Here is a 25,501-nt window from a genome sequence, read left to right on the forward strand (position 1 = left end):
ATTGCGCTGCCTTCCACCCAGACGAGAAGATGCGACTTTGACCCTTCATGACGCTACTCTTAAGGTGCGCCGAACAAGGTTGGATCGAAGGCAATGGCATTTTCCTCTTTTGATACACTCGACCCGAAGGATCTTTCCTTTCTGCGTGGCATTCTGGAGGAGGTCTGCCGTGACCGATCACTCGATATGGACGGTGACGAGGCCGCGGACATCGCCCGGTCGCTGGTCAACTGGTATCTTTTCGGCGTGAAGGAAGAGGATGCCCTGAAGCAGATGCTGGAACCTTTGGGCGACACGAAACCTCAAGCACAGTGACACTCGTCCCCTGCGGATGATTATGGTAGACGCGGGCTGAAGCGGAGCACCATAATGTCGAAGAAAAACAAGAGAGATCCACTCTCGAAACTGCTCAAGCACTGGAGCAGGGCCAGCATGGAAGAGCAGGCCCACTTTCTGGCCTTCATCAACAAAGCCCCCTCCTCCCTCATTCCCTATACGCCGGAGAGATCATCCACTGCCCTGATTGCAAATGGCCGCTATCTTCTGCCGGAGACCGTGAAGCGCGTGGAGACGGTGATGATGTCGCGCAGCATCGGGCCGGCAACGGTTGCCGAAGAACTTGGCTTTCCGGGGGAGGGGCACAGCCTGACCCGTGCCCTTGTCAAACGCAGCAGCCTGAGGCTTTTCATGATTGCCGCCCTTGACCGCTGGCTTCAGGAGAACGAGGCGGGCAGGGCTGCCGGTTCATCTTCAGATTAAAAGTCGATGGCGCGGCCGTTGATTTCCCAATCGCCGAAGCGCGCGGGATCGGCACCGCCACGACCGCCATGTTCCGGCGGCATATCCTGTGGCTGCTGGGCACGGCGCCGCTCTTCCGCTTCCTGAAGCGCCCTCTGCGCCGCTGGAGAAAGCGCCTTCTTTACCGGCTGCTCGGTGGCATCCGGGCTTTGGTTATCGTTGTCTGGGGTCTGCACGATCTTGTCATCCTGCATCTGCATGGCCCTCTTTCGAAAACTGTTGAAATGGAAGGTTCATTCACCACATCATTTAGGCGAACAGTCGTCGGGATGAAAGGTGAGGACTTGATCATCTTTCTCAAATGGTGCGAGGCAATGCAATGAACACGATGCGGACAGCCATGCTGCTGGCTTTTATGACAGCGCTCTTCATGGGCGTCGGCTTTCTCATTGGCGGCCGCGGCGGAATGATGATTGCCTTCCTGATTGCCGCGGGCATGAACCTGTTTTCCTATTGGAATTCGGACAAGATGGTTCTGTCTGCCTATCGCGCCCAGCCCGTTGATGAGAACAATGCGCCGGAATTCTACCACATGATCCGGCAGCTATCGGCCAATGCCGGCCTGCCCATGCCGAAGGTCTATGTCTATGACAGCCCCCAGCCCAACGCGTTCGCAACAGGCCGCAACCCGGAAAACGCGGCTGTCGCCGCATCGACCGGTCTTTTGCAGCAGTTGACACCGAATGAAGTGGCGGGCGTCATGGCCCACGAACTTGCGCATATCCAGAACCGCGACACTCTGACCATGACGATCACCGCAACTCTTGCCGGTGCCATCTCCATGCTCGGCAATTTCGCATTCTTCTTCGGCGGCAATCGCGATAATAACAATCCCTTCGGCTTTATCGGCGTTCTCATTGCCATGATTGTCGCCCCCTTCGCGGCCATGCTGGTGCAGATGGCCATCAGCCGCACGCGTGAATATTCGGCAGACCGGCGCGGCGCAGAAATATGCGGCAACCCCCTTTGGCTTGCCTCTGCACTCGGCAAGATCGCAGGCGCAGCCCACGTCATTCATAATCAGGATGCGGAGCGCAATCCGGCAACGGCGCATATGTTCATTATCAATCCGCTATCCGGCGAGCGCATGGACAATCTGTTTTCCACGCATCCCAACACGGAAAACCGCATTGCCGCCCTTCAGTCCATGGCGGCAGAATTCGGCTCCTCTTACTCGACGGCGCCCGCTTCGACTGCTAGAGCCACGCGCACTGCCCGTTCTGTGCCGCAAACAGGTCCATCGCGGGGCATTGATGAACCTCGCAAAGGTCCCTGGTCTTGACGGTTAACGATAGCAAGAAGAACAACAAAAAGCCCGCACGTAAGCCGCCAGCAGATCGCGGCGCTCCAGCAGGAGAGCCGAAGCCCGGACTTGATGTTCGCATGGCTGCCTCCAAGATTCTCGCAGCCGTGGTGGACAAACGGACCCCGCTGGACGGGATGCTCGATGCGGGGCACGGCAATCCGGCCTACCGCGCCTTGAGCGAAGCCGACCGGGCACTGTGTCGTGCAATTCTCAATGCAACCTTGCGCCATCTTCCGCGCATTGATGCAGCCCTGTCATCGATGCTTGATACGCCCTTGCCGGAAGGCGCACGCGCGCTTCAGCACGTGCTGACCACGGCAGCCGCCCAGATCCTCTATCTCGATGTACCCTCTCATGCGGCGGTCGATCTAGCCGTCGAACAGGCCAATCGCGACCCGCGCAACCGGCGCTTTGCCAAACTGGTCAACGCTCTTTTGCGCCGCATGGTCCGAGAACGGGACAGCATTCTGGAACACAGCAGTGAAGTATCGCCGGTCCCGCAATGGTTCCTGAAAAGGCTTGCTGCGGCCTATGGCAAGGACGAAGCACTTCGCATCGCGGAAGCGCAGCTGGAGCCTGCCCCCATCGATCTGACGGTAAAATCCAATCCTGAAGGCTGGGCAGAGCGCCTGAAGGCGCGCCTGCTGCCAACGGGAAGCTTGCGGCTGGCAGCCTTTGAAGGCTCCATCCCGTCGCTTGAGGGGTTTTCCGAGGGAGAATGGTGGGTGCAGGATGCGGCAGCCAGCATTCCCGCCAAGCTGTTCGGCGACCTGAAAGGCAAACGAATTGCCGATCTGTGCGCGGCACCGGGCGGCAAGACAGCGCAATTGGCATCAATGGGAGCGGAAGTCATTGCCGTCGAGCAATCTTCGAACCGCGCAAAACGGCTTCGCGAAAATCTGGCGCGGCTTCAGCTTTCTGCAGAGGTTGTCGAGACCGATCTGTTTGCCTTTGCGCCAAGCGCACCGCTTGATGGCATTCTTCTCGACGCCCCCTGCTCTTCCACCGGAACGACAAGACGTCACCCGGATGTTCTCTTTACCAAGGGGGTTTCCGACATCGAGAAACTCGCTGGTCTGCAAGCGCGCATGGTACGTCACGCACTGACTCTGGTGAAAACGGGAGGCGTGGTTGTTTTCTCCAACTGCTCGCTCGATCCCCTGGAGGGTGAGCAATTGATTGCCGACCTGCTCAAAGAAAGAACCGACGTCGAGAGGGTGGCCATTGATCCTGCCGATTGGCCGGGTCTGCAAGCGGCCATCAATGCCGATGGAGAGTTTCGCACCACCCCTGCCATGTTGCCGGCGGCAGATGGCTATGCAGGCGGCATGGATGGCTTCTTTGCGTGCATACTGCGTAAACGGTAAGACTTTATTTACCATAGTCAACCAGAGTTGACCGTTATGGTGAGCCGCTCCGCTCGCAGCCCCGGCATTCGTCGGCGCGGGCGCGGCCTCAAGACATTTCGGTATACAACATGCAACTGGCTGAGCGCCGAATACGAGTATCTCTGGGTCTGACAGAGGCGCGCCGCCGCCTGTGCCGGCGGCTGACGACTCTTGGCATGTTGACGATCCGCGCCAACCGCCGGGTGCCGGAGAGGCTGATCGTGGCTCCGACTGACCTGCGCGCCGTCGATCCCTTCATCGCGGAAGAGATCATGGCTGGCCGTTTTCCCCTGGCTGGCCGCCTTCTCGAAGTCGGCAATGAATCGCCCTTCATGGAGGTACTGCCCTCCAAGGCTTTTGCCGGTCGTCTCCACTCATTTGCCTGGCTTCGGCACATGCGGGCCATGAAAACGGCGCAGGCACGCAACCACACGCGCAGTATCGTCAGTTCCTGGTTATCCATTCACGGCCGCAAGACAACCGGTATCGCCTGGGAGCCGCAGATTGCTGCGGAACGGATGATTGCCTGGCTCTCTCATTCTCCGGTCGTTCTCACCGGCGCCGAAGCAGGTTTTTACCGCCGCTTCATGAAGAGCCTGGCATTCCATCGCCAGTTTCTTCGCAAGATTCTCAAATGTGTCGGAGAAGACGAGACGCGGCTCAAGGTACATATCGCCCTTGCCATGGCCTCGCTTGCCATTCCCTCCTCCACACGCCAGGTAGCCAGGGAAGGCCGGCAGCTTGATCGCGTTCTCGAACGGCAAATCCTCACGGATGGCGGTCATTTATCGCGCAACCCGAGGGCAGCTCTCGAGGCGCTGCTGGATCTCCTGCCGCTGAGACAGACCTACATCAATCTGGGCCAGGAAGTCCCCTCAAAGCTTATACCGACCATAGATCGGATCTACCCGGCGCTTCGCTTCTTCCGGCATCAGGATGGAGATCTTGCCCTGTTCAACGGGGCCACCGCCACCCCTGCGGCGGAATTGATGGCGGCACTGCGTTATGATGAAACCGGCGGCAAACCTTTCAAGGCACTCCCACACAGCCAGTATCACCGGCTGACTGCGGGAGAAACGACCATTCTGGTCGATACAGGCAAGCCGCAAAATCCCGGCCTTTCCCAGACGGCTCATGCAGGCTGCCTGTCTTTCGAAATGTCGGCGGGGCGCAGCCGCTTTATCGTGAATGCCGGGATGCCGAAATTCGCCAGCCGCAGCTATCGTTCCATGGCGCGCTCCACGGCGGCTCACTCCACCGTAACCCTTGGCGAAACCTCGTCTGCCCGCATCCTTCAATCCAGTCTCCTTGGCCCCCTGATGCTCGATGGCATCAACGAGGTGCATGCGGAACGATGGGAGGACGCTTACGGAAATGATTGGCTGAAGGCGCGTCATGATGGTTATGTCGCGCCATTCGGCTATGTCCATCAGCGTGAAATCGGCCTGGCGGCCAAAGGCAACAAGATCAAGGGACACGACCACTTCTTCGTTCCTGGTGAAGAGGGCGCCTTCGGAGCCGCCAGACAGATCACCGCAACGGCACGGTTCCACGTGCATCCCTCGATCATCCTTACTCAGATTCATGAAGACACAGTCTCGATGGAAGCACCCGACGGAGAGGTCTGGTACTTTTGTGCGCCTGCCCAACCGGTTCACATCGAGGAAGACGTCTTCTTTGCCGATGTCTCCGGCATATGCCCAAGCCAGCAACTGGTCATCGAATTCGCCCTGCCCGGCACCACCGATCTTCGCTGGATGCTAAAGAAACAAGGCTGACCTCAAACAACATTCCATCGCGGCCCAAGCTGTGCTAGGCGGCGCGCATGAAAAATGCGCCCGCTGGATGAGCGCCTGCCTGAACGGAGTGAGCGATGGCCGTTGTTTCCAAGATGATCCCTGCCCCAGATAAAGTGAAGATCCGCACGGCGCTGCTGTCTGTGTCGGACAAGACCGGCGTCGTGGAGCTGGCCAAGGCACTGGCAAGCCACGGCGTGCGCCTGCTGTCGACCGGGGGCACCTATAAAGCATTGGCCGCTGCCGGGCTGGAAGTCACAGATGTTTCCGAGGTAACTGGCTTTCCGGAGATCATGGACGGCCGCGTAAAGACACTGCATCCCGGCGTCCACGGCGGTCTTCTGGCCATTCGTGACGATCCACAGCACGTCAAGGCGATGTCAGACCACAAGATCGGCGGCATCGACCTCGCTGTTATCAACCTTTATCCCTTCGAAGAGGTTCGCGCCGCCGGAGGCGACTATCCGACCACGGTTGAAAACATCGATATCGGTGGCCCGGCCATGATCCGTGCTGCCGCCAAGAACCACGCCTATGTCACTGTCGTGGTGGATCCGCAGGATTATCCGCAGGTCATCCAGGCCATGGCCTCGGAAGAGGGGCATACAGCCTATGCTTTCCGCCAAAGAATGGCGGCGAAAGCCTATGCGCGTACCGCAGCTTACGACACGATGATTTCCAACTGGTTTGCAGAGGCGCTGGACATTGAAATGCCGCGCTACCGCACCCTGGGCGGTGTTCTGTCCCAGGAAATGCGCTACGGCGAAAACCCGCACCAATCGGCTGGCTTCTACCTCACCGGCGAAAAGCGTCCGGGCGTGGCCACCGCAAGCCTGCTTCAGGGCAAGCAGCTCTCCTATAACAACATAAACGACACCGATGCAGCCTACGAGCTGGTTTCGGAGTTTCCGGTTGAAAGCGGTCCCGCCTGCGCCATCATCAAGCACGCCAACCCATGTGGCGTGGCAATTGGCGGCTCATTGGTCGAAGCCTACAAGCGGGCGCTGGCCTGCGACTCCACATCGGCCTTTGGCGGCATCATTGCGCTGAACCAGATTCTTGACGCAGAAACAGCAGAAGAGATCGTCAAACTGTTTACCGAGGTCATCATTGCCCCTGATGTGACGGACGAGGCCAAGGCAATCATCGCCAAGAAGCCGAACCTGCGTCTCCTGGCGGCTGGCGGCCTGCCTGATCCGCGCTCGCGCGGACTGACGGCGAAGACCGTTTCCGGTGGTTTGCTTGTCCAGACCCGTGACAATGGAATGGTGGAAGATCTCGACCTTCGCGTCGTGACCAAGCGCGCACCGACAGCACAGGAACTGATCGACATGAAGTTCGCCTTCAAGGTGGCGAAGCATGTGAAGTCCAATGCGGTTGTCTATGCCAAGGATGGCCAGACGGCAGGCATTGGCGCTGGCCAGATGAGCCGTGTGGATTCTGCTCGCATCGCCGGCCTCAAAGCCGAGGAAGCTGCCAAGGCCATGGGTTGGGCAGAGCCGATGACCCGTGGCTCTGCCGTTGCCTCGGAAGCCTTCCTTCCCTTCGCGGATGGCCTGCTTTCCATGATTGCGGCAGGCGCCACAGCCGTTATCCAGCCAGGCGGCTCTATGCGCGACGAAGAGGTGATTGCCGCAGCCGATGAGCATGGCGTAGCCATGGTCTTCACCGGAATGCGTCACTTCCGTCATTGATGAAGACCCGCTGAAAACCATCCGCGGCCCTTCCCCCTCCAAGGCGAAGGGCCGTTTTATTCAGCGCTCCCTTTCCCTCGCGGGGTAGGGTGTGGAGATCAACAGAAGAAGCCCGGCTGTAAAGAAGACGATCAGCGTCGACATTCCCAGACGCGGCGATCCGCTTGCATAGGTCACGATGGAAAAGGAAAGCGTGGCCAGGAAGCTGGTGGCGCGACCCGACAAGGCATAGATGCCGAAATAGCGGCCAGCTTCTTCCACCTCTACGCTTCGGGCGAGATAGGAGCGTGAAGAGGCCTGGACAGGCCCGAAAGCGGCACCGATCAACACACCGAAAAACAGATAGGCCTTTTCTGCCGAAGTGGCAAAGAGACCTCCAGCATCATTGGCAGGAAGCAAGATCAGACCGAACAGAGTGCTATCCCTGCCTGTCGATATGATGCCCGTCCCAGCGCAGATCAGGAGGATCAGGCTCAGGATCACCACCACCTTTGACCCCATGATCCGGTCAATCCGGCTGGCGAGCAAGCAGCCGAAGATGGCGACAACATTGATCAGGATCCCGAAAAGACCAATCTCCAGCGTTGCCCAGCCGAATAGCCCGGCGGCATAGGCACCGCCCAGGATCAAAAGTCCCGTGACACCGTCCTGATACAGCATCCGAGCAACGAGAAAACGCAGGACCGTACGGCGATGGCTGAACAATTCCGCAATCGTTGCTCGAAGCTCCACCAGCCCTGCCTTGACCGCTTTGGGGATGGGCTTGCCCCTGGGGCTATCCGGCGTGAAGATGAACATGGGCAGGATGAAAACGAGATACCAGACGGCTGCAAGCGGTCCGGTGATGCGAGCATCCTCCCCTGTAGTCGGATCCAGGCCGAACAGCGGCGACAGGCCGAGCAGGGTTTTGCCAGTCTTGGGATCGCCGGCCAGAAAACCGACAACGATAATCAGGACAATCATTCCTCCCAAATAGCCAAGCCCCCAGGCCGTGTTGGAGATCCGGCCGACATCCTTCTCCGGCACAAGCCGTGACATCATGGAATCATTGAAGACTATGGAAAATTCTGCCGCGAGGGAGGCAAGCACCATGCAGGTGACTGGCCAGATCAGCGGCGAGCCGGGTGCTGCAAACCACAGCATGGAAAGGGAGAGGATCTTGATGGCGGCAAAGAAGGCGATCCAGGGTTTTCGCGCACCGGATTGATCGGCAATCGAGCCGAGTATCGGGGAAAAGATCGCCACCAGAATGGAAGAAATCGTCGCCATGTTGCTCCACATGGCCTGCGCGGAGACAGGATCGGTGGTCAGCCTTGCCACGAAATAGGGGCCGAACACAAAGGTCGTCACGACTGTGAAAAAGGGCTGAGCTGCCCAATCGAACAGCATCCAACCCCAAACGCCACGAGAGGCGGCCTTCGCCACTCTCTCCTCATCCTGTACCGCCAAGTGCTGCTCCACCAGTTGTGATGACCGAAGAAAGCTCTCACCTTCGCAAAGGCACCGGCCAGCCCAACGAGGCGCGATCACGAGAGATGATCGCGCCTCCTTGGCACTATAGGATCACCGAACTTCCGTCTGGGCAAGGTCGGTAAACAGGCTTGCAGCCACCATCATCTTGGCCAGCGTCGTTTCGCCACCTTCGCTGAGGGCCAGAAGCTCGCTGCTGATGCGGTTGAGACGAAGCCGGTCATTCGCAAGCCAGGCGTCCAATGGTTTCTTCTCCTTGCCATAGGATGCAAGGGCTGCCGTCACGATGTCCCGGCGTGCTGCCGCAATCTGCTGGAGGCTGCGAACAAGTGCCAGGTTTTCATAGTGATCTGCCGGACCAAATCGGTCCCCCGCATCAAGGAAGCGGTTGACGCGGAAGGCATCGGTCACAGTGAAGTAAACCTCTGTCGCACGCGCCAGTGCTGCGCCGCTGCGCTCCGAAATCAGCATGATTTCCGGCACAAGCACCAGATTTGGCAGCAAGTCCAGCTCGGCTGCCAGATCCGCAGGCACGCCTTCCGGCCATTCGGTTGTCTCGATGGCCGTCTTGGCGATGGCAGACCGCAGGCTCTTCAGCCCTCCGCGAATGTTCTGAACGGCCTCCTCAACCGAGAGGCTGGTCATGCCCGTCTGAAGGATGAAGATCGTGGCACCAGCAAAGATTTCGCCGATCCGCTCGTAAAGATCGTTCTGCACTTCACCTTCAAGCTTGCTGTCCAGCGCATCAACCGCGGCCCAGAGCTTCGGCAGTTCAAATGCATCGCGTGCAATGAATGCAGCCTTGACCGCATCCACCAGACCACGACCACTGATATCGCTCATCATCTGCGCAAAACCAGGCCCGCCACGATTGATGACCTCGTTGGCCAGAACAGTGGCGATGATTTCGCGGCTCAAACGGTGATTGGCGATGTCCTCGGCAAAGGTCTTCTGCATCTGCTTCGGGAAATAGCCCGTCAGGATGGAGCCAAAGTAGGGATCATCCGGAAGCTGGCTCGCCACCAGCGCGTCAAACAGCACAATCTTCGAATAGGAGAGAAGAACCCCCACCTCAGGGCGCGTCAACGGCTTGCCGGAAGCGTAGCGATCTGCCAGCTCCGCATCGTCCGGCAGCGTTTCCACCTTGCGGTTCAGTTCTCCACGGGCCTCGAGCGCCGACATGAGTCGCGCCAGCTCCTCGCGGTTTCGCAAACCCCGCCGCGTGGTCAAGGAAATGGCCAGCGACTGGAGATAGTTGTTGCGAAGCACGAGATGACCGACATCCTCGGTCATCGAGGCCAGCAGCTTGTCGCGTTTTTCACGCGGCAGGCGACCGTCCTGCATGGCCGGGCTGAGTGCGATCTTGATGTTCACCTCAACGTCGGAGGAGTTGACGCCAGCCGAATTGTCGATGGCATCCGAATTGCAGCGACCGCCATTGAGAGAATAGGCGATACGGCCCTTCTGCGTCACGCCGAGATTGGCGCCTTCGCCGATAACCTTGGCCCGCACCTCGCCAGCCGTCACGCGGATCGGATCGTTGGCGCGATCGCCCACCTCCGCATCCGTTTCCGATGGTGCCTTGATATAGGTGCCGATGCCGCCAAACCACAGCAGATCGACAGGGCTCTTCAGGATCGCCGTCATGATCTCGAAGGGTGTTGCCACGTCCTTGTCCAGATCGATGGCGGCCTTTGCCTGCGGTGTCAGCTTCACGGACTTTTCAGCGCGGGAAATGATCATTCCACCTTCGGACAGCAGGGATTTATCGAAATCCTGCCAGCTGGAACGGGGCAGGGCGAACATGCGCTCGCGCTCCGCGAAGGTCTTTTCAATATCAGGGTTCGGATCGATGAAGATATCACGATGGTCGAAGGCAGCGATGAGCCGGATCTTGCGAGACAGCAGCATGCCATTGCCGAACACGTCGCCAGACATGTCACCCACACCCGCCACAGTGAACGGCGTCGTCTGGATGTCCGTGTTCATCTCGCGGAAGTGACGCTTGACCGCTTCCCAGGCACCGCGTGCGGTAATGCCCATCTTCTTGTGGTCGTAACCGGCGGAACCGCCGGAAGCAAAGGCATCGTCCAGCCAGAAGCCCGCTTCCTGCGCCAGCCCGTTGGCTGTGTCGGAGAAGGTTGCAGTGCCCTTGTCGGCTGCCACCACGAAGTACGGATCGTCGCCATCCAGACGCAGCGTGTCAGCAGGACCGGTCACCTCGCCGCCCTGGATGTTGTCGGTGATGGAGAGCATGGTGCGGATGAAGGTTTTATAGGCTTCACGGCCCGCATTGAAGAAGGCGTCGCGCTGCGCGGGCGATGGAAGCTTCTTGGGGAAGAAGCCGCCCTTCGCGCCAACCGGCACGATCACCGCGTTCTTGACCTGCTGCGCCTTCACCAGACCGAGAACCTCGGTACGGTAATCCTCGCCGCGGTCGGACCAGCGCAGACCGCCACGCGCGACCTTGCCGAAGCGAAGGTGAACACCTTCGACTTCCGTGCCGTAGACAAAGATTTCGCGGAAGGGCAAAGGCTGCGGCAAGCCTTCCAGGCGGCTCGGATCAAGCTTGAAGGCGAGGATGGGCTTCGGCTGGCCATCCGGTCCCTTCTGGAAATAGTTGGTGCGCAGCGTTCCATCGATCACATTGACGTAACGGCGAAGAGTCCGGTCATCATCGAGATTGGGAACGGCAGACAGAGCTTCTTCGATCGCCGAATGATGTTCCGCAAGCTTCTTCTCGCGTGACTTCTCCGCGATTGCAGGATCAAAACCATCGCGGAACAGTTCGAAAAGCCGCCGGCTGATTTGCGGATAGCGCGCCAGCGTGTCTGAGATGTGCGCTTGGGAATAAACGATGCCGGTCTGGCGGAGATAGCGGGCATAGGCGCGCAAAACATTGGTTTCGCGAACGGAAAGGCCCGTCAGCAACACCAGCTTGTTGAAGCTGTCATTATCCACGGCACCGGAGAAAGCGGCGAGGAAGGCTTCCTCCAGAAGAGGAGCCTCACGCCCCATATCCACGCTGCGGCCGTCCGGCAGCTCCAGCTCCATGTCGTGCACGACGACGCGCTTCTCGCTCTCCATCACCATCAGATCGAAGGTGCGCTCGCTCACCACCTGAAAACCGAGATTTTCAAGAAGCGGAACACGGCGCGAAAGCGAAAGATGATCGTTGGCGTGGAAGATCTTCAGCGACAGGACCTTGCGGTCCTCCCCTTCGAGCTTGCGCTGGTAGAGCGCGATGCGAATGGTTTCTCCCTCTCCGCATGCCACCAGATGCGGCAGATCCTTCACTGTTTCTTCTGGTGTAAAGGCTTCCTGGAAGGCATTGGACGTTTCGAGAAGCGGAGCGTCCGGTCCGGCAAGCGCCCTGAACTGCTCGTCCCACGGCGTTGAGATCTGGCGGATCATCTCCTCCAGCTTCGGCTGGGGCACGCGCGGGGTCTTGCCATTGCGCCGACCAATAATGAAGTGAACGCGCGCGGTGCCGCCTTCCGGAAAGGCCGGATAGTAGGCGGATACATGCCCTTCAAAGGTCTCGGCCAGATAGTGGCCGATCTTTTCGCGCACCAGCGAGTCATAGTTTTCACGTGGAACATAGACCAGGACCGACACGAATCGGTCGAAATGATCGATACGGGCCAGCACGCGCACACGCGGGCGCTCCGCCAGTTCCATGATCTGTTCGCAATACCGCGCCAGAAGATCAGGATCGATCTGGAAGAGATCGTCACGCGGATAGGATTCCAGCGTGTTCTTCAACATGCGGCCGGAATGGCTGAGCGGATCAAAGCCGAAATGCTCTTCCACGCGGGCAACCTTGGCCCGCAGCAGCGGAATATCGAGTACCGAATGCGTGTAAGCGGTGGCGGTGAACAGGCCGACAATGCGCAATTCGCCGGTGACCTTGCCATTGGCATCGAAGCGCTTGACGCCAACATAATCCATATAGGCGCGGCGGTGCACGACCGACTTCACATTCGCCTTCGTGACGATGAGATATTCGGGGCCCTGAAGGAACTGCAGGATTTCCGGCGTCGTGGTAACGGCATCCGGTCCCTGACGCAGCACAAGCACATCCGGATCTGACAGGATACCGAGCCCCCGGCCCTTGCCGCGCTCGATAATCGCACTCTCGCCCTCGCCGGAATAGATATATTCGCGCATGCCGAGGAAGATGAAATTGCCATCACGCAGCCAGGACAGGAAGTTCAGAGCTTCATCATGCGGCGTTTTGCGGCCACGTTCAGAGCCTTCGGGAAGCTCGTTCATTGCCGCGGCAAGAAGGTCGAGCATCGGCCGCCAGTCGCTGATGGCAGAATGAACGCGGTCCAGAACCTGGCGCAGGCGTTCAATCAAGCCACTCGCCTGGTCTTCCGTCAGCGGTGCCAGATGGATCTGAATCAGGCTGACGTGGCGCGCATTGGCCTGGCTGCGCTCATGCGAATAAAGCGTGGGCTTCGAACCGGGTTCGAAATCGAGAATGGGATGAACAGCAAGCGATATATCGCGATGGCTGCTGGCAACTTCGCCCATGACGGAATCGAACAGGAATGGCATATCACGGTCAATGATCGTCAAGATCGATGCCGGCTGTCCTGTAGGGCGGACCGCATCGAGCGAGCCTATGGTGATCCGCGCCGTTTCACCGGTCCATTCTTCCAGTTCCTGCCCGGCATAGATTGCCGAGGCCGCAAGCATCTCGGGCGTATAGGCCGCAATATCGTCATTGCTTGCCCGCCCGAACAGGATTGCCGGATCGAGAAGGCCACCACCCTGGCCGGATAGCGCAGCCTGCGCCAGCTCGATCTGCTTTTCCCGCTTCGGATTTTGCCTTGCGGCCATGACGTCCTCCCATGAAGTTGTTTTTGAATGCGTAAACAAGAAAAATCTTCAACAATTCGGCCCGGAAACCGGCCTTGCGGCAGCCATCTGACATGTTTTGGCAGATTTCAATAAGGATTGTTGACATGCCGACGGTTAAAATCGATTCAACTCTCGAAACCGGAGTCAAATTCGATGAATGAGAGCCAGAAAACTGTGATTTCGATCTCAAGTCACGTGATTCGAGGCTCAGTCGGCAATCGAGCGGCCGTTTTTGCCCTTGAAACACTTGGCTACCCTGTTTGGGCAATGCCTACGGTGATCCTGCCCTGGCATCCCGGCCACGGGCCTTCCACGCGCATGCCTTTGCCTGACGATATCTTCAACCAGATGATCGACGACCTCATCCGCGCGCCCTGGCTGAGCGAGGTTAAGGCGGTTCTCACCGGCTACTTCGGGCATCCGTCGCAGCCAAAGGCTGTGGCGCGCCTGATCACCGCCATCCAACAGCAAAACCCCGATCTCGTCTATCTCTGCGATCCTGTCATGGGCGATAAAGGCGGCCTCTATGTTCCCGAGGCAACGGCCGCCGGAATTCGCGATCACCTGCTGCCACTTGCGACCATAGCAACGCCCAATCGCTATGAGCTGGCATGGCTATCGGAAGCGCAGCTGGAAACCAATGCGGCAATCATGGATGCGGCACTGGCGCTGGGACCGAAGCAGATGCTGGTGAGTTCCGCCGTACCCATGATGGCCAACAGCACCGGTAATCTTCTCCTGAGTGGTCAACACGCGCTTCTGGCTGAACACAGGGCAATCAATCACGCGCCAAACGGTCTCGGAGATCTGCTGTCCGCGGTATTCCTGGCACGGCTTCTTTCTGGCCTGCCGGAAGAAAAGGCCTTGCAAATGGCAACAGCAACCGTGTTCGAGATTCTTGTTCGCACCGTTAAACGGGGCAGCGACGAATTGATGCTGGAGACTGACGCATCGAGCCTTTCCGCTCCCATGGCCATGGTGCAGATCCGCCACCTGCTTCACCCTTCCCGCGGCATCAGAAGGTGAGGAAAGCCCTGCGACGGATGCAGCCCAAACCTTATTCCTTCACGGCGAATCACAAAATTGTTGAGCAAGGTCTTCAGGAGGGGTAATCCCTCAGCATCGAGTTCAGGCCAAAGGACAAGCAAAACATGACTGAATTCCCCGCTTCCCTGCTCAATGGCTATGCCGACTTCATGAGTGGCCGATACATTGAAGAGCGAGAGCGCTACCAGACGCTTGCCGAAACCGGCCAGAAACCTCACACGCTGATGATTGCCTGTTGCGACTCTCGTTCGGCGCCGGAAACCATTTTCAATTGCGGGCCGGGCGAGCTTTTCGTGGTGCGCAATGTTGCCAATCTTGTGCCGCCTTACGAGCCGGACGGGCAGTATCATGCCACATCTGCAGCGCTGGAATATGCCGTTCAGGTCCTGAAGATCCGCGATATCGTCGTCATGGGGCATGGCCGGTGCGGCGGCATTCAGGCCGCTCTCGATCCTCTCGATCAACCGCTTTCTCCCGGCGACTTCATCGGCAAGTGGATGGGCATGCTGCGTTCAACCGCAGACCAGATCCCCAGCACGGACATCATGACGCAAGCGGAGCGCCAGACCGCCCTCGAGCGGGTTTCAATTCGCAATTCCATCGCCAATCTGCGCACATTCCCATGCGTACGGATTCTCGAAGAAAAGGGCAGCATGCGCGTTCACGGCGCCTGGTTCGATATTTCCGCCGGCGAACTCTGGATCATGGATAGCGTCACCGGTGATTTTGTCCGGCCGAAAGTTACCGCTCCTGAACAAACAATGGCGAAAGCGGCATCCTGAACAAAAAAGGCCAGAGATGACATTGCATCTCCGGCCTTTCCATATCTGTTGCGAAGGTCGCTTTACTGACCGTCGATCTGCTTGCCGATATAGGCGATGGCCTGCTGATAGACAGTTGCCGCGTTCCATCCCTCGATGGCCTTGAAATTCGGCTGCCCCTGCTGGTAGCCCTGCCCACGCTGCCAGCCATGACCCACCAGGAAGTTTGCGGTGGAGGCCAGTGCATCCGCACGCGAACGCACCATATCGATGTGACCGTCACCATCCCCATCGGCACCGTAGCGCAACACGTTCAACGGCAAGAACTGCGTCTGGCCGATTTCTCCGTGAGCGGCACCCTTGGCAGTGGGGGACAGATCACCGCGGGCAACCAGTTGCAGAGCTGCGTAGAGCTGCTCTGTAAAGTAAGCCGAGCGGCGGCAGTCATAGGCGAGCGTCGTGACCGCAGAAAGCGTATGCTGGTCGCCCAGGAAGCTGCCAAAGCCGGTTTCCATGCCCCAGATTGCCAGAAGCGGGCCCGCTGGCACACCATAGCGACGCTCAATATTGGCAAACAGGGCGGCGTTTGAAGCCTTCATGCTTTTTCCGCGTGAGATGATGGCAGCACCGCCACGCTTTTTCATGAAATCGTCGAAGGAAAGCTTGAAGCTCTTCTGCCCCCGATCGGCCCGGATCGTTGCGCGATTATACTGCACATTGGCAAAGGCCGTCTGCAATACGGAAGGCGAAATGCCGTTAGCGGGAGCCTGACGCTTGAAGTCTTCAACCCAGGCGGAGAAGCCCGAGGCATCGTTACCGCAGGCCGCCGCATGCGCCGCGCTGACACTGAACAGCATCGTTATGGCGGCCGCACCGCCCACTATCGTCTTCAACATCATCAATCCCGTTAGTTGAAAGAAATATCGCGGAAATGGGGCGATACTCCCGGTTCTGCTCGGTTATGGCGGGCAGCGTCCTTCGCGACAACTCACTCATTCATGAAAAACGCGTGATCGGCATAAGAAGAAAAGCCTCGCTGTGATCGCGAGGCTTAATGCAACATGGTTACTAAAGTGTATCAGGCAGCCTTGCCACGCGGCTTTATCAAACCGCGGTTGACCAGAAGCTCCGCGATTTGCACAGCGTTCAAGGCAGCACCCTTGCGAAGATTGTCGGAAACGATCCAGAGATTGAGACCGTTCTCCACCGTTGCATCCTCGCGGATACGGGAGATGTAAGTCGCGTCTTCCCCAGCGCATTCAACAGGAGTGACATAGCCACCATTCTCGCGCTTGTCGACAACGAGGCAGCCTGGCGCTTCGCGCAGGATATCGCGTGCCTGATCGGCTGTGATCTCGTTTTCGAACTCAAGGTTCACGGATTCGGAGTGACCAATGAAGACAGGAACACGCACGGCCGTGCAGGTGACCTTGATCTTCGGATCCAGCATCTTCTTGGTCTCGGCCAAGACCTTCCACTCTTCCTTCGTGTATCCATCTTCCATAAACACATCGATGTGTGGAATGACGTTGAAGGCAATGCGCTTCGTGAACTTCTTGGATTCGACCGGATCGGCTACGAATACGGCACGCGTCTGCGTGAAGAGCTCGTCCATTCCTTCCTTGCCCGCGCCGGAAACCGACTGATAGGTGGAGATAACGACGCGCTTGATCTTGGCGAAGTCGTGCAGGGGCTTGAGGGCAACGACCAACTGGGCGGTCGAGCAATTCGGATTCGCAATGATGTTCTTCTTCGAAAAGCCGGAGATTGCATCGGGGTTCACTTCCGGAACGATCAGCGGAACCTCGGAATCATAGCGCCAGGCCGAAGAGTTATCGATAACGACGCAGCCCTGAGCACCGATCTTGGGAGACCACTTCTGGGAAATCGTGCCGCCCGCAGACATCAGGCAGATGTCTGTGTCCGAGAAGTCATAATGTTCCAGATTGGAAACCTTGATCGTCTTGTCGCCAAAGGACACTTCCGTTCCTTGGCTGCGGGCAGAGGCCAGCGCTACGACTTCGGATGCCGGAAAGCCACGCTCTGCCAGGATGTTCAGCATTTCCCGGCCCACATTGCCGGTCGCGCCGGCAACTGCAATCTTGAAACCCATAAGTACTGCTCTCTTTCTCTTCTCTCCTCGGCTTTTGGGAGGGGGAACCACACCGGCAGGCGGCGCGCTGTTCCTTGTCCCCGGCCATACCGGGGAGAGAGCGGTGGGCCAGAGACGTCAGACGGTTTTCGTCGTCGTTTTGGCCATGGTTTTTGAGGATGCATGGGGAAGCATTCCGGCAGATGATGCCAGATTGACGTAGGCGGCGATATGGATGTCGGCGCGATACATTCTTGCTTCCTTTCATGAGAACTCATTAGAAGATTTCGCCATGAAGTCAAGGGCTGCGCTTTAGGCGTGTTGACGAACGGAGAGATCAAAATGCGAGATCATGTTCCATCAGGGAGCACTTGCAGTGAAAATGCGTGACACAAAAGACAAAGTTAAATAGCTTTGTCTTTTAGATAGGTATGGTCCGCTTGCTTAACGCGTCTGTGCTGACTATAGCTCCCACCCATCAATTTTTGATACGACCCTTTTTGCCCTTTTACAACGAAGGGTGCAGCGCACGTGTTCAACAGACGTAAAGATGGGGTATCAGGATTGATGGGCGTTTTACCGTCACGACTCATACGTGCAAATTTCTGCGATGGCATACGAGAAAACCCATGATTCCGTTTCTCCGTCACATAATTGATCGAACGCCACGGCTCTGGAAGCAGATCATTCTGATGAGCTTCGATACGGTCGCGTTGGTCGTGGCCATTTGGGCCAGCTATGCGCTTCGCTATAGCGTCTGGCTGCCGGTCATCACGCAAGAGCGGATCTTTCTGGCGATTATGGCCCCGGTCATTGCCGTGCCGATATTCATCCGGCTCGGGCTTTACCGAGCGGTGCTGCGCTATCTGCCCGACACAGCCATCTGGACCATTCTTCGCGCCATGGGTGCCGCCACCGTGGTGTGGATCCTTGTCATCTTCACCATGGAAATGTCCGGCCGGGGTGTTGTCCCGCGCTCCATACCGTTCTTCTATTTTGCCATAGGCGCGACGCTCATCGGCGGCTTCCGCTTCGTGGTCAAGATCATTCTCAACCAAGGCACAGGCATGCGGAGGGATGAACATCCCATCTTCATTTACGGTGCCAACAGATCTTCCGTCCAAATGGCAACTGCCCTGCGCGGAAATGGCAATCGGTATATCGTCGGCCTTCTCGATGACGATCCCCTCCATCAGGGGCGGGATTTTGGCGGTTATCGCGTCTACAATCCGGTTCATCTGCCGCGGTTGATCGACCAATACGGAGTCGAGGAAATCATTCTATCGCTGTCATCGCTGTCGGCAGACCGGCGTAAGACCGTTATCAACAATATCAGCGGCCTCGGTGTGAAGATTCGGACGGTTCCGGATATGGCTGATCTGGTCGATGGCCGTTATCTGGCAAACCAGATCCGCGAGATCGAGATCGACGAACTCCTTGGGCGCTCCTTTGTCCCGCCGGACCCGCAGCTGGTTGATTCAATCCTCCAGGATCGCGTCATCATGGTCACGGGAGCTGGTGGTTCCATCGGTTCCGAACTCTGCCGGATGATTGTACAATGCAAACCGAAGGCCCTGATCCTGTTCGAGGCCAATGAGTTTGCACTTTACAGCATAGATCAGGAATTGCAGGCGCAGGCTCGCAGCCCGGTCATTCCTGTTCTCGGTTCCATTCTGAATGAAGAACGGGTTCGCGACGCAATCACCAAGCATAATGTCGAAGTGGTCTATCATGCCGCTGCACACAAACACGTTCCGCTTCTGGAAGTGAACACAATCGAAGGCATTGAAAACAATGTGTTCGGAACAGCGACCGTGGCACGTGTGGCTTTCGAGGAAAATGTTCGCGACTTCGTCCTGATCTCCTCCGACAAAGCCGTCCGTCCAACCAATGTGATGGGAGCCACGAAACGCTGGGCTGAGTTGATCGTACGCCAGATGGCTTTGAAGGCGAGGGATCAGGGCCGCGCGCAGAAGTTCTGCGCTGTCCGGTTTGGCAATGTTCTTGGCTCGAATGGCTCCGTCGTTCCACTGTTCAAGCGGCAAATCGCAAATGGCGGCCCCGTGACAGTCACCAATCCGGATATGCGCCGCTATTTCATGTCCATTCCGGAAGCTGCCGAACTTATTGTTCAGGCGAGCGCCCTTTCACACGGGGGAGACATCTTCCTTCTGGATATGGGAGAGCCGGTACGCATTGGAGATCTCGCGGAAAACATGATCCGCCTCGCAGGCTTCACTGTGCGTGACGAAAAGAATCCGACCGGCGGCATTGAGATCAAGGTGACCGGCAGCAGACCGGGCGAAAAGCTGTTCGAAGAATTGTTCTACGATATGGCCAATGCCATGCAGACCCAGCATCCGAAAATCATGCGGGCGGATGCGACGGCCATTGCACATCTCTCCATGGATGAGGTGCTGCAGGAGCTGCTCACGGCAATCCGATCAAGAGATGAGAAGAAAGCGAAAGATCTCCTGTTCTCCTTCATCGGAGTAGACGAAAAGCAGATGCAGCTTCTGGCATCCGCTTGATGCAACTCGCGGCACGTGAGAACTGATAACGCATGCCGATGGCACCAGAGGATCGTGATCCTCTGGTGCCATCTTCATTTCAGGCCGCTGCGACGCCCGGTTCAGCCGGGTTGATGGTCGTCTCCGCCTGGGTGTCTGCCCTCCAATCCCGGCGGGGCAGGGTCAGCCGCAGCCTTCGGCGCAAAGCGGGAAGATCCCCGGCATTCTCTTTGAACAGAAGGCCTGCCCGCGCCATCAGAGTGGCGATCAGGATCGATGACCAGGCACCGAGCGTTAATCCCGCAATCACATCACTGGGGAAATGGGCGCCGATCATGACCCGGGAGAAGCCAAACCAAAGCGCGAGCATGAGACATAGCAGCTTGCGAGAAGGGGCCAGCAGGGCGATCGCCATCATGATGGCGCCGATGGTTGTTGCATGCCCCGAGGGGAAGCTCATGTACTGATAGCCGCCCTTCAAGGGGGAAAGATCAAACAGCCAAACTCCATCCTGAAAAGCAGGGCGGGCGCGGCCAATGGCATATTTGATAATGTTGACCGCGATCCCGGAGAAACTGACGGTCGAGATCAGGAATACGGCCAGCTTGGCAAGAAAATAAGCGTTGAACCGTGTGGAGCGGGTCGTCGCCACTCGAAAATGGCGCAGGGCCTCCAGCAGCAGGACAAGGCTGGCCATGAGTATCCAGGCCGAGTTCCCGGCTTCTGTGATGCAAGCACCAACCCACTTCAGTAGAGAATCATTCTTCAGAAAATAGCCAGATACAGGCTGGTCGAACAAAAAGACCGACAGGAAAACCAGGTTGGCACCGATAAAAAGCCAGTTCAGGTGCAAGTTCAGTGGCCTGTTCGTATAACGCAACGATCGACGCTTCAAGACCTGCAACATGCTTGTTCTCCGTGAAAGGTTGCGCAAGCATAAAGGGCCAAGATGACAGTTTTTTCGGATATACCGAAGCAAAACGCCCCGCCGATCCTTCAGGATAGACGGGGCGCACAGATTTTTTCAATTCGATGTTAGAGTACGCCCAGCAAAACTGCGTCAGCAGTTTTGCGCCCGAACTGCGCTAAAACAACGAGAGAGCATTTCAGGTGATTCTGTTTCACCGGAATGCTTTAGGCGGAAAGTGCCTTGAACTCTTCCAGGATAGCATCACCCATGGCGGATGTGCCGACCTGCGTGCAGCCTTCTGCCATAATGTCTCCGGTACGGATGCCCTTGTCGAGAACGTTGGCAATGGCCTTCTCGAGCAGATCCGCCTCGGCAACCATGTTGAACGAATAGCGCAGGCACATGGCAAAGGACGCAATCATGGCAATCGGGTTAGCAACGCCCTGACCGGCAATATCCGGAGCAGAACCATGCACCGGCTCATAGAGAGCCTTGCGCTTACCCGTCTTCGCGTCCGGCGCGCCAAGCGAGGCAGACGGCAGCATGCCGAGCGAGCCCGTCAGCATGGCAGCAACATCCGAGAGCATGTCGCCAAAGAGGTTATCGGTCACGATGACATCGAATTGCTTCGGAGCGCGAACGAGTTGCATGCCGCCAGCATCCGCCAGCATATGCTCCAGCTTCACGTCGGAATATTTCGCCTTATGCGTTTCGGTCACGACCTGGTTCCAGAGCACGCCAGACTTCATGACGTTGCGCTTTTCCATTGAGCAGACGGCATTCTTGCGCGTGCGTGCCAGTTCGAAGGCAACGGACGAAATGCGCTCGATTTCGTAGGTATCGTAGACTTGGGTATCGATCGCGCGCTTCTGGCCATTGCCGAGATCGGTGATCGTCTTCGGCTCGCCGAAGTAGACGCCACCCGTCAACTCGCGCACGATGAGGATATCCAGACCTTCAACAAGTTCAGGCTTCAGCGAGGAAGCACTGGCAAGCGCCGGATAGCAGATAGCTGGGCGCAAGTTAGCAAAAAGCTCGAGATCCTTGCGCAGACGCAGAAGACCCGCTTCCGGACGCACTTCGTAGGGAACGCTATCCCACTTCGGGCCGCCGACGGCACCGAAAAGAACGGCATCGGCAGCCATGGCCTTGGCCATATCCTCTTCAGAGATTGCCGATCCGTGCGCATCATAGGCGCTACCGCCCACCAAGCCCTCTTCCGTCTCGAAACCGGCATTCTTGGCGGTATTCAGATAGTCGATGATCTTGCGAACTTCGGCCATTGCTTCCGGACCAATTCCGTCGCCTGGAAGAAGAAAGAGCTTGTGAGACATTGAGGTTTCCTTGGACAAGGCAGGCTCGTCAAACCACGCATCATTCCTGATGCTCTCTACCGCCCCGCCGAACCTGCCGCAAAGGCGAGGGAAAAGAAAAGACCTGACACCAAAGAGATGTCAGGTCCTGAAACCGGGGCTTTTTAGAGCCAGGGACGCTCGGTCTGCAGCTTGCTTTCGAAGCTTGCAATCGCGCTGTCGCTTTTCAGCGTCGTGGCAATATCGTCCAGACCTTCCAGCATGATGTGCTTGCGGGCAGGATCGATATCGAAACGAACCTTGCCGCCATCGGGACCGGAAATTTCCTGCGCTTCCAGATCAATGGTCAGCACAGCGTTGGAACCGCGTGAAGCATCGTCCATCAGCTTGTCGAGGTCATCCTGTGAGACAACGATCGGCAAAATGCCGTTCTTGAAACAGTTGTTATAGAAAATATCGGCAAAGGAAGTGGAGATCACACAACGGATACCGAAATCCAGGAGCGCCCAGGGCGCGTGCTCGCGCGAGGAGCCGCAGCCGAAATTGTCACCGGCAACGAGTATCTTTGCATTTTCGTATTGCGGCTTGTTCAGAACGAAATCGGGGTTCAGAGAACCGTCTTCCTTGTAGCGCGCTTCGGCAAAGAGTCCTTTGCCAAGACCTGTGCGCTTGATCGTCTTCAGGTAATCCTTCGGAATGATCATGTCGGTGTCGATGTTGACGACCGGCAGCGGCGCAGCAACACCGGTGAGCTTAACGAATTTTTCCATGATCTGCCTCCGCGAGACTTAGAATTGCGGAAGCTGCAATAGACCAAATCCGTGAGGATTTGAAGCCCGCTTTATGGGCAAACGGTACGCCAAGCCGGGTGTTTAGCCCTGGAAACAGCGTCAATTTCACGCGAGTTGGGCGCACGCAACGCCGATCATCGGTTACAGATCGATGATCGTGCCACGTCCGTCGTTCCAGACACGCATCTCCCTCTTCTGGCCATTGGCGCGCGCGCGCACTGGCTGAGGCTTGGGGCGTGGCGAAAGCGCCTTGATTACCGTAAATACGGCCAGCATTCCGGCAAAGGCCAGCGTAATGGACGCTGTGAACAGGACCAGTGTTCCGATCGCAGCGATACCAATCAGTCCGTAGAGGAATGCGCGAATGTTCTGCATGATTTCAACAGCCTTTCTTCTGTGGGAAATGTGGGGTCTTCTCTTGCGTCTTGCAAGGGCTTTTGCATTGATGCGCCCTTGCATCGCATCACAAAGCTTGTCACAAAGTCGCGATGTATGATCCCACGCTTCCATTCCAGCCACTCTATCGGTCGCTCCTGAGCGTTCCGGCGATCAACCGGCGCGCCCTGGAAAAAGCGATTGCGCTGGAATGTGATGGCGTAATCCTCGATCTAGAGGATTCGGTGGCGCCGGAAAAAAAAGAGGAAGCACGCGACAATTTGCGTCACTTCTTTTCGGAGCCTCGGTCGCAAGCACAGCGTATTTTCATCCGCATCAATGCGCTGACAAGCGAATTTGCTGAAGACGACATGGCGCTCGTACTGGCACTTCATCCGCATGGCGTGGTGATCCCGAAGGTGGAAAGCGTCGCCGATCTGGAAAAGGCCTCTTCATTTCTTGAAACGGCACGGGCGGACCTTCAGATCTGGGCGATGATGGAGACGGCGCGCGGCATACTGAATGCAGGCCTCATTGCGGCAGCCAGGGAAGGTATCGCCCCTCGCCTTTCCGGCTTCGTCGTGGGCCTCAACGATCTTCGCAAGGAAACCCGTGTTCTGCCCAGGTCAGGACGCACCTATCTCGTTCCCTGGCTCATGCAGGTGGTGCTTGCGGCACGCGCCCATGGCCTTGCGGTCATCGATAGTGTTTTCAACGATTTCCGCGATGGAGAGACATTCGAGCAGGAATGCATCCAGGGGCGGGAGATGGGCTTTGATGGCAAGATGCTGATCCATCCGGCCCAGATCGAGCCCGCAAACCGGCACTTCGGCCCATCCGAGGCAGAAATTGCCGAAGCGCGCGCAATTGCCGCTGCCTTTTCAAAACCGGAAAACACTCATCTGAATGTCATCAATCTCGATGGCAGAATGATAGAACGACTGCATCTGGAAGAAGCCGAAAAGCTTCTCGCTCAGCTGCAACAGATTGAAACCAGAAAGACGAGCCCATGAAAGTCTATCGCTTCATCACCGGCCCCGATGATTCAAGCTTTTGCCACCGCGTAACCGATGCCCTGAACAAGGGATGGGAACTGCACGGCTCCCCCACCCACACGTTTAACCAGGCAGAGAACAAGCTTTATTGCGGTCAGGCCGTGGTGAAGACCGTGCATGGCAAGGAATATGATCCAAGCATGAAGCTGGGCGAACAGTAAGACTTTCTTCACTGTGGATTCAAAATTCGAAGGGCACAGGCAAGGGAAATTTTGCCTTGCCTCAATTATCGCCTCAACCATTTCGATAAAAAGAAAAAATAAGCACATCCATATGGTGTTGCATCCGCCAACTTGCAATGCCAAAGCAAGACAATCGCGAAGATTTTTTTATCGATTAAAAAAAGCTTGCTTCGTGAACAAACTCAGAACAAGCTAAAAGAATGAATGCAAACCAAAGCGCATTCAGAATACGCAACAACTCTTGATCGCACTCAAGAGTTGTTTGCAACATCAGAAACGTAAAAACATATTGGAGTATAATATGTTTACGAAAATACCTGACTGGCTTCGTATACTAATAGTATTATCCACAATCATCATAAAAGTAGATGAATGGATAAACAAAAAGTAATCCAAAGTGGGCAGCCGGACCACGGCTGCCCATCCATTATGAGATTATGCGGATATCTCATAATAATGTCAACATTGATTATGCGGTGCGAGGGTGTCCTTTAGGCTAAATTTTTGAAAAAAATGTTTCTAGACTGACTGAAAATCAGTGCTTTACTGGAATCGCGAAATCAGCCTGTACGATCTGCCGCCTCGTCCGCGCTTTCCTCGATGCGTTCCATATCGTCATCGCTGAGGCCGAAGTGATGGCCGATCTCATGGATCAGCACATGGGTGATGATGTCACCCAGCGTTTCTTCGTTTTCGGCCCAGTAATCGAGGATCGGGCGGCGGTAGAGGCGGATGCGGTTTGGCAGCTCACCCGTTTCCATGGTGAAGCGCTCGGAAATGCCCCGCCCTTCGAAAAGGCCCAGCAGATCGAACGGCGTTTCCAGCGCCATGTCCTCAAACACCTCGTCATCGGGAAAATCCTCGATCTCGATGATGAGGTTTTTCGTCAATGCGCGAAATTCTTCCGGGAGATTGCCATAGGCCTCGATTGCCAGCGATTCGAACGCACTAATGGTGGGGGCATGGCGATCCCGCCAATCATCGGTCTGGTCAACACGGTCCATGTCTGCTCCTTTTCTGCAACCCCATATAAGGTTTCTCAGAAAAATTTTCGAGAGCGGATTCAATCCTGCATCAGATGAGTCGTTGAAACTGGTTACTGCCCCGGTTGACTCTTTCCCCTGCCTCTGGAATCCATAAGAAC

21 protein-coding genes are annotated in these 25,501 nt (G+C 57.0%); 11 read left to right on the plus strand and 10 right to left on the minus strand.

The window, feature by feature from the left end; translation table 11 throughout:
- Nucleotides 1–93 precede the first annotated feature (93 nt).
- Together ACFSE1_RS16925 and ACFSE1_RS16930 are read left to right on the plus strand one after the other, a co-directional pair.
- On the plus strand, nt 94–315 hold the full coding sequence (locus ACFSE1_RS16925) for a hypothetical protein (protein WP_377403914.1): 222 nt from the start codon (nt 94–96) through the stop codon (nt 313–315).
- Nucleotides 316–369: 54 nt separating this feature from the next.
- Nucleotides 370–759: a hypothetical protein gene (locus tag ACFSE1_RS16930; protein WP_377403916.1), complete on the plus strand. Its 390-nt coding sequence runs from the start codon at nt 370–372 to the stop codon at nt 757–759.
- On the opposite strand, the gene ACFSE1_RS16935 is transcribed toward ACFSE1_RS16930, so the two are convergent.
- The gene (locus tag ACFSE1_RS16935; RefSeq protein ID WP_377403919.1) at nt 756–998 is read right to left on the minus strand and encodes a DUF1674 domain-containing protein; all 243 of its coding nucleotides are present in this window, start codon (nt 996–998) and stop codon (nt 756–758) included. The genes ACFSE1_RS16930 and ACFSE1_RS16935 overlap by 4 nt on opposite strands.
- 119 nt (nt 999–1,117) lie before the next feature.
- On the opposite strand from ACFSE1_RS16935, the gene htpX reads away from it, so the two are divergent.
- From htpX to purH, 4 genes are all read left to right on the plus strand, one after another.
- Nucleotides 1,118–2,080, plus strand: coding sequence for a zinc metalloprotease HtpX (gene htpX, locus ACFSE1_RS16940; protein WP_377403922.1), 963 nt, complete (start codon nt 1,118–1,120; stop codon nt 2,078–2,080).
- 101 nt (nt 2,081–2,181) lie between these two features.
- Complete coding sequence (locus ACFSE1_RS16945) at nt 2,182–3,471, plus strand: RsmB/NOP family class I SAM-dependent RNA methyltransferase (protein ID WP_377403925.1); 1,290 nt, start codon at nt 2,182–2,184, stop codon at nt 3,469–3,471.
- A 110-nt stretch (nt 3,472–3,581) separates the two neighbouring features.
- Nucleotides 3,582–5,270, plus strand: a complete 1,689-nt coding sequence (locus tag ACFSE1_RS16950) for a heparinase II/III family protein (RefSeq protein ID WP_377403928.1) — start codon at nt 3,582–3,584, stop codon at nt 5,268–5,270.
- A gap of 95 nt (nt 5,271–5,365) precedes the next feature.
- A complete protein-coding gene (purH, locus tag ACFSE1_RS16955; protein WP_377403931.1) occupies nt 5,366–6,982 on the plus strand; it encodes a bifunctional phosphoribosylaminoimidazolecarboxamide formyltransferase/IMP cyclohydrolase in 1,617 nt (538 codons plus the stop codon).
- Nucleotides 6,983–7,042: 60 nt separating this feature from the next.
- Here the strand turns inward: purH and ACFSE1_RS16960 are convergent, their stop codons facing one another.
- Entirely contained in the window at nt 7,043–8,371 is a 1,329-nt protein-coding gene (locus ACFSE1_RS16960; RefSeq protein WP_377404275.1) for an MFS transporter, read from the minus strand.
- A 174-nt stretch (nt 8,372–8,545) separates the two neighbouring features.
- Nucleotides 8,546–13,300: an NAD-glutamate dehydrogenase gene (locus ACFSE1_RS16965; RefSeq protein WP_377403934.1), complete on the minus strand. Its 4,755-nt coding sequence runs from the start codon at nt 13,298–13,300 to the stop codon at nt 8,546–8,548.
- Between the two features lie 174 nt (nt 13,301–13,474).
- On the opposite strand from ACFSE1_RS16965, the gene pdxY reads away from it, so the two are divergent.
- Both pdxY and ACFSE1_RS16975 read left to right on the plus strand, forming a co-directional pair.
- A complete protein-coding gene (pdxY, locus tag ACFSE1_RS16970; protein WP_377403937.1) occupies nt 13,475–14,347 on the plus strand; it encodes a pyridoxal kinase PdxY in 873 nt (290 codons plus the stop codon).
- Between the two features lie 125 nt (nt 14,348–14,472).
- Complete coding sequence (locus tag ACFSE1_RS16975; RefSeq protein WP_377403939.1) at nt 14,473–15,150, plus strand: carbonic anhydrase; 678 nt, start codon at nt 14,473–14,475, stop codon at nt 15,148–15,150.
- Between the two features lie 62 nt (nt 15,151–15,212).
- On the opposite strand, the gene ACFSE1_RS16980 is transcribed toward ACFSE1_RS16975, so the two are convergent.
- Both ACFSE1_RS16980 and ACFSE1_RS16985 read right to left on the minus strand, forming a co-directional pair.
- The gene (locus tag ACFSE1_RS16980) at nt 15,213–16,028 is read right to left on the minus strand and encodes a lytic murein transglycosylase (RefSeq protein ID WP_377403942.1); all 816 of its coding nucleotides are present in this window, start codon (nt 16,026–16,028) and stop codon (nt 15,213–15,215) included.
- A gap of 179 nt (nt 16,029–16,207) precedes the next feature.
- A complete protein-coding gene (locus tag ACFSE1_RS16985; protein ID WP_377403945.1) occupies nt 16,208–17,242 on the minus strand; it encodes an aspartate-semialdehyde dehydrogenase in 1,035 nt (344 codons plus the stop codon).
- A 608-nt stretch (nt 17,243–17,850) separates the two neighbouring features.
- Between ACFSE1_RS16985 and ACFSE1_RS16990 the strand changes: the two genes are divergently transcribed.
- Nucleotides 17,851–19,752, plus strand: a complete 1,902-nt coding sequence (locus ACFSE1_RS16990; RefSeq protein ID WP_377403948.1) for a polysaccharide biosynthesis protein — start codon at nt 17,851–17,853, stop codon at nt 19,750–19,752.
- Between the two features lie 79 nt (nt 19,753–19,831).
- Here ACFSE1_RS16990 and ACFSE1_RS16995 read toward each other — a convergent pair whose 3' ends face one another.
- The 4 genes from ACFSE1_RS16995 to ACFSE1_RS17010 form a co-directional block, all read right to left on the minus strand.
- The gene (locus ACFSE1_RS16995) at nt 19,832–20,638 is read right to left on the minus strand and encodes a phosphatase PAP2 family protein (RefSeq protein WP_377403951.1); all 807 of its coding nucleotides are present in this window, start codon (nt 20,636–20,638) and stop codon (nt 19,832–19,834) included.
- Nucleotides 20,639–20,865: 227 nt separating this feature from the next.
- Nucleotides 20,866–21,975, minus strand: coding sequence for a 3-isopropylmalate dehydrogenase (leuB, locus tag ACFSE1_RS17000; protein WP_377403954.1), 1,110 nt, complete (start codon nt 21,973–21,975; stop codon nt 20,866–20,868).
- Nucleotides 21,976–22,118: 143 nt separating this feature from the next.
- A complete protein-coding gene (gene leuD / locus ACFSE1_RS17005) occupies nt 22,119–22,724 on the minus strand; it encodes a 3-isopropylmalate dehydratase small subunit (protein ID WP_377403957.1) in 606 nt (201 codons plus the stop codon).
- Between the two features lie 162 nt (nt 22,725–22,886).
- Complete coding sequence (locus ACFSE1_RS17010) at nt 22,887–23,120, minus strand: hypothetical protein (RefSeq protein ID WP_377403959.1); 234 nt, start codon at nt 23,118–23,120, stop codon at nt 22,887–22,889.
- 113 nt (nt 23,121–23,233) lie between these two features.
- Here ACFSE1_RS17010 and ACFSE1_RS17015 point away from each other — a divergent pair, with 113 nt between their 5' ends.
- Together ACFSE1_RS17015 and ACFSE1_RS17020 are read left to right on the plus strand one after the other, a co-directional pair.
- Nucleotides 23,234–24,133, plus strand: coding sequence for an HpcH/HpaI aldolase/citrate lyase family protein (locus ACFSE1_RS17015; RefSeq protein WP_377403962.1), 900 nt, complete (start codon nt 23,234–23,236; stop codon nt 24,131–24,133).
- Nucleotides 24,130–24,336 (plus strand): DUF1737 domain-containing protein, encoded by a 207-nt coding sequence (locus ACFSE1_RS17020; protein WP_377403965.1) that lies wholly within the window; start codon nt 24,130–24,132, stop codon nt 24,334–24,336. The genes ACFSE1_RS17015 and ACFSE1_RS17020 overlap by 4 nt, the downstream gene beginning before the upstream one ends.
- Nucleotides 24,337–24,917: 581 nt before the next feature.
- Here ACFSE1_RS17020 and ACFSE1_RS17025 read toward each other — a convergent pair.
- Nucleotides 24,918–25,361, minus strand: a complete 444-nt coding sequence (locus tag ACFSE1_RS17025; RefSeq protein WP_377403968.1) for a metallopeptidase family protein — start codon at nt 25,359–25,361, stop codon at nt 24,918–24,920.
- Nucleotides 25,362–25,501 lie beyond the last annotated feature (140 nt).

The organism is Affinirhizobium helianthi, from assembly GCF_042680945.1.
GTDB lineage: Bacteria > Pseudomonadota > Alphaproteobacteria > Rhizobiales > Rhizobiaceae > Neorhizobium > Neorhizobium helianthi.

Bases quoted from the DNA above. Each gene is read 5' to 3' on its own strand.
- ACFSE1_RS16925 (WP_377403914.1), top strand. From the start codon at position 94: ATGGCATTTTCCTCTTTTGATACACTCGACCCGAAGGATCTTTCCTTT.
- ACFSE1_RS16930 (WP_377403916.1), top strand. From the start codon at position 370: ATGTCGAAGAAAAACAAGAGAGATCCACTCTCGAAACTGCTCAAGCAC.
- ACFSE1_RS16935 (WP_377403919.1), bottom strand. From the start codon at position 998: ATGCAGATGCAGGATGACAAGATCGTGCAGACCCCAGACAACGATAAC.
- htpX (WP_377403922.1), top strand. From the start codon at position 1,118: ATGAACACGATGCGGACAGCCATGCTGCTGGCTTTTATGACAGCGCTC.
- ACFSE1_RS16945 (WP_377403925.1), top strand. From the start codon at position 2,182: ATGGCTGCCTCCAAGATTCTCGCAGCCGTGGTGGACAAACGGACCCCG.
- ACFSE1_RS16950 (WP_377403928.1), top strand. From the start codon at position 3,582: ATGCAACTGGCTGAGCGCCGAATACGAGTATCTCTGGGTCTGACAGAG.
- purH (WP_377403931.1), top strand. From the start codon at position 5,366: ATGGCCGTTGTTTCCAAGATGATCCCTGCCCCAGATAAAGTGAAGATC.
- ACFSE1_RS16960 (WP_377404275.1), bottom strand. From the start codon at position 8,371: ATGCTGTTCGATTGGGCAGCTCAGCCCTTTTTCACAGTCGTGACGACC.
- ACFSE1_RS16965 (WP_377403934.1), bottom strand. From the start codon at position 13,300: ATGGCCGCAAGGCAAAATCCGAAGCGGGAAAAGCAGATCGAGCTGGCG.
- pdxY (WP_377403937.1), top strand. From the start codon at position 13,475: ATGAATGAGAGCCAGAAAACTGTGATTTCGATCTCAAGTCACGTGATT.
- ACFSE1_RS16975 (WP_377403939.1), top strand. From the start codon at position 14,473: ATGACTGAATTCCCCGCTTCCCTGCTCAATGGCTATGCCGACTTCATG.
- ACFSE1_RS16980 (WP_377403942.1), bottom strand. From the start codon at position 16,028: ATGATGTTGAAGACGATAGTGGGCGGTGCGGCCGCCATAACGATGCTG.
- ACFSE1_RS16985 (WP_377403945.1), bottom strand. From the start codon at position 17,242: ATGGGTTTCAAGATTGCAGTTGCCGGCGCGACCGGCAATGTGGGCCGG.
- ACFSE1_RS16990 (WP_377403948.1), top strand. From the start codon at position 17,851: ATGATTCCGTTTCTCCGTCACATAATTGATCGAACGCCACGGCTCTGG.
- ACFSE1_RS16995 (WP_377403951.1), bottom strand. From the start codon at position 20,638: ATGTTGCAGGTCTTGAAGCGTCGATCGTTGCGTTATACGAACAGGCCA.
- leuB (WP_377403954.1), bottom strand. From the start codon at position 21,975: ATGTCTCACAAGCTCTTTCTTCTTCCAGGCGACGGAATTGGTCCGGAA.
- leuD (WP_377403957.1), bottom strand. From the start codon at position 22,724: ATGGAAAAATTCGTTAAGCTCACCGGTGTTGCTGCGCCGCTGCCGGTC.
- ACFSE1_RS17010 (WP_377403959.1), bottom strand. From the start codon at position 23,120: ATGCAGAACATTCGCGCATTCCTCTACGGACTGATTGGTATCGCTGCG.
- ACFSE1_RS17015 (WP_377403962.1), top strand. From the start codon at position 23,234: ATGTATGATCCCACGCTTCCATTCCAGCCACTCTATCGGTCGCTCCTG.
- ACFSE1_RS17020 (WP_377403965.1), top strand. From the start codon at position 24,130: ATGAAAGTCTATCGCTTCATCACCGGCCCCGATGATTCAAGCTTTTGC.
- ACFSE1_RS17025 (WP_377403968.1), bottom strand. From the start codon at position 25,361: ATGGACCGTGTTGACCAGACCGATGATTGGCGGGATCGCCATGCCCCC.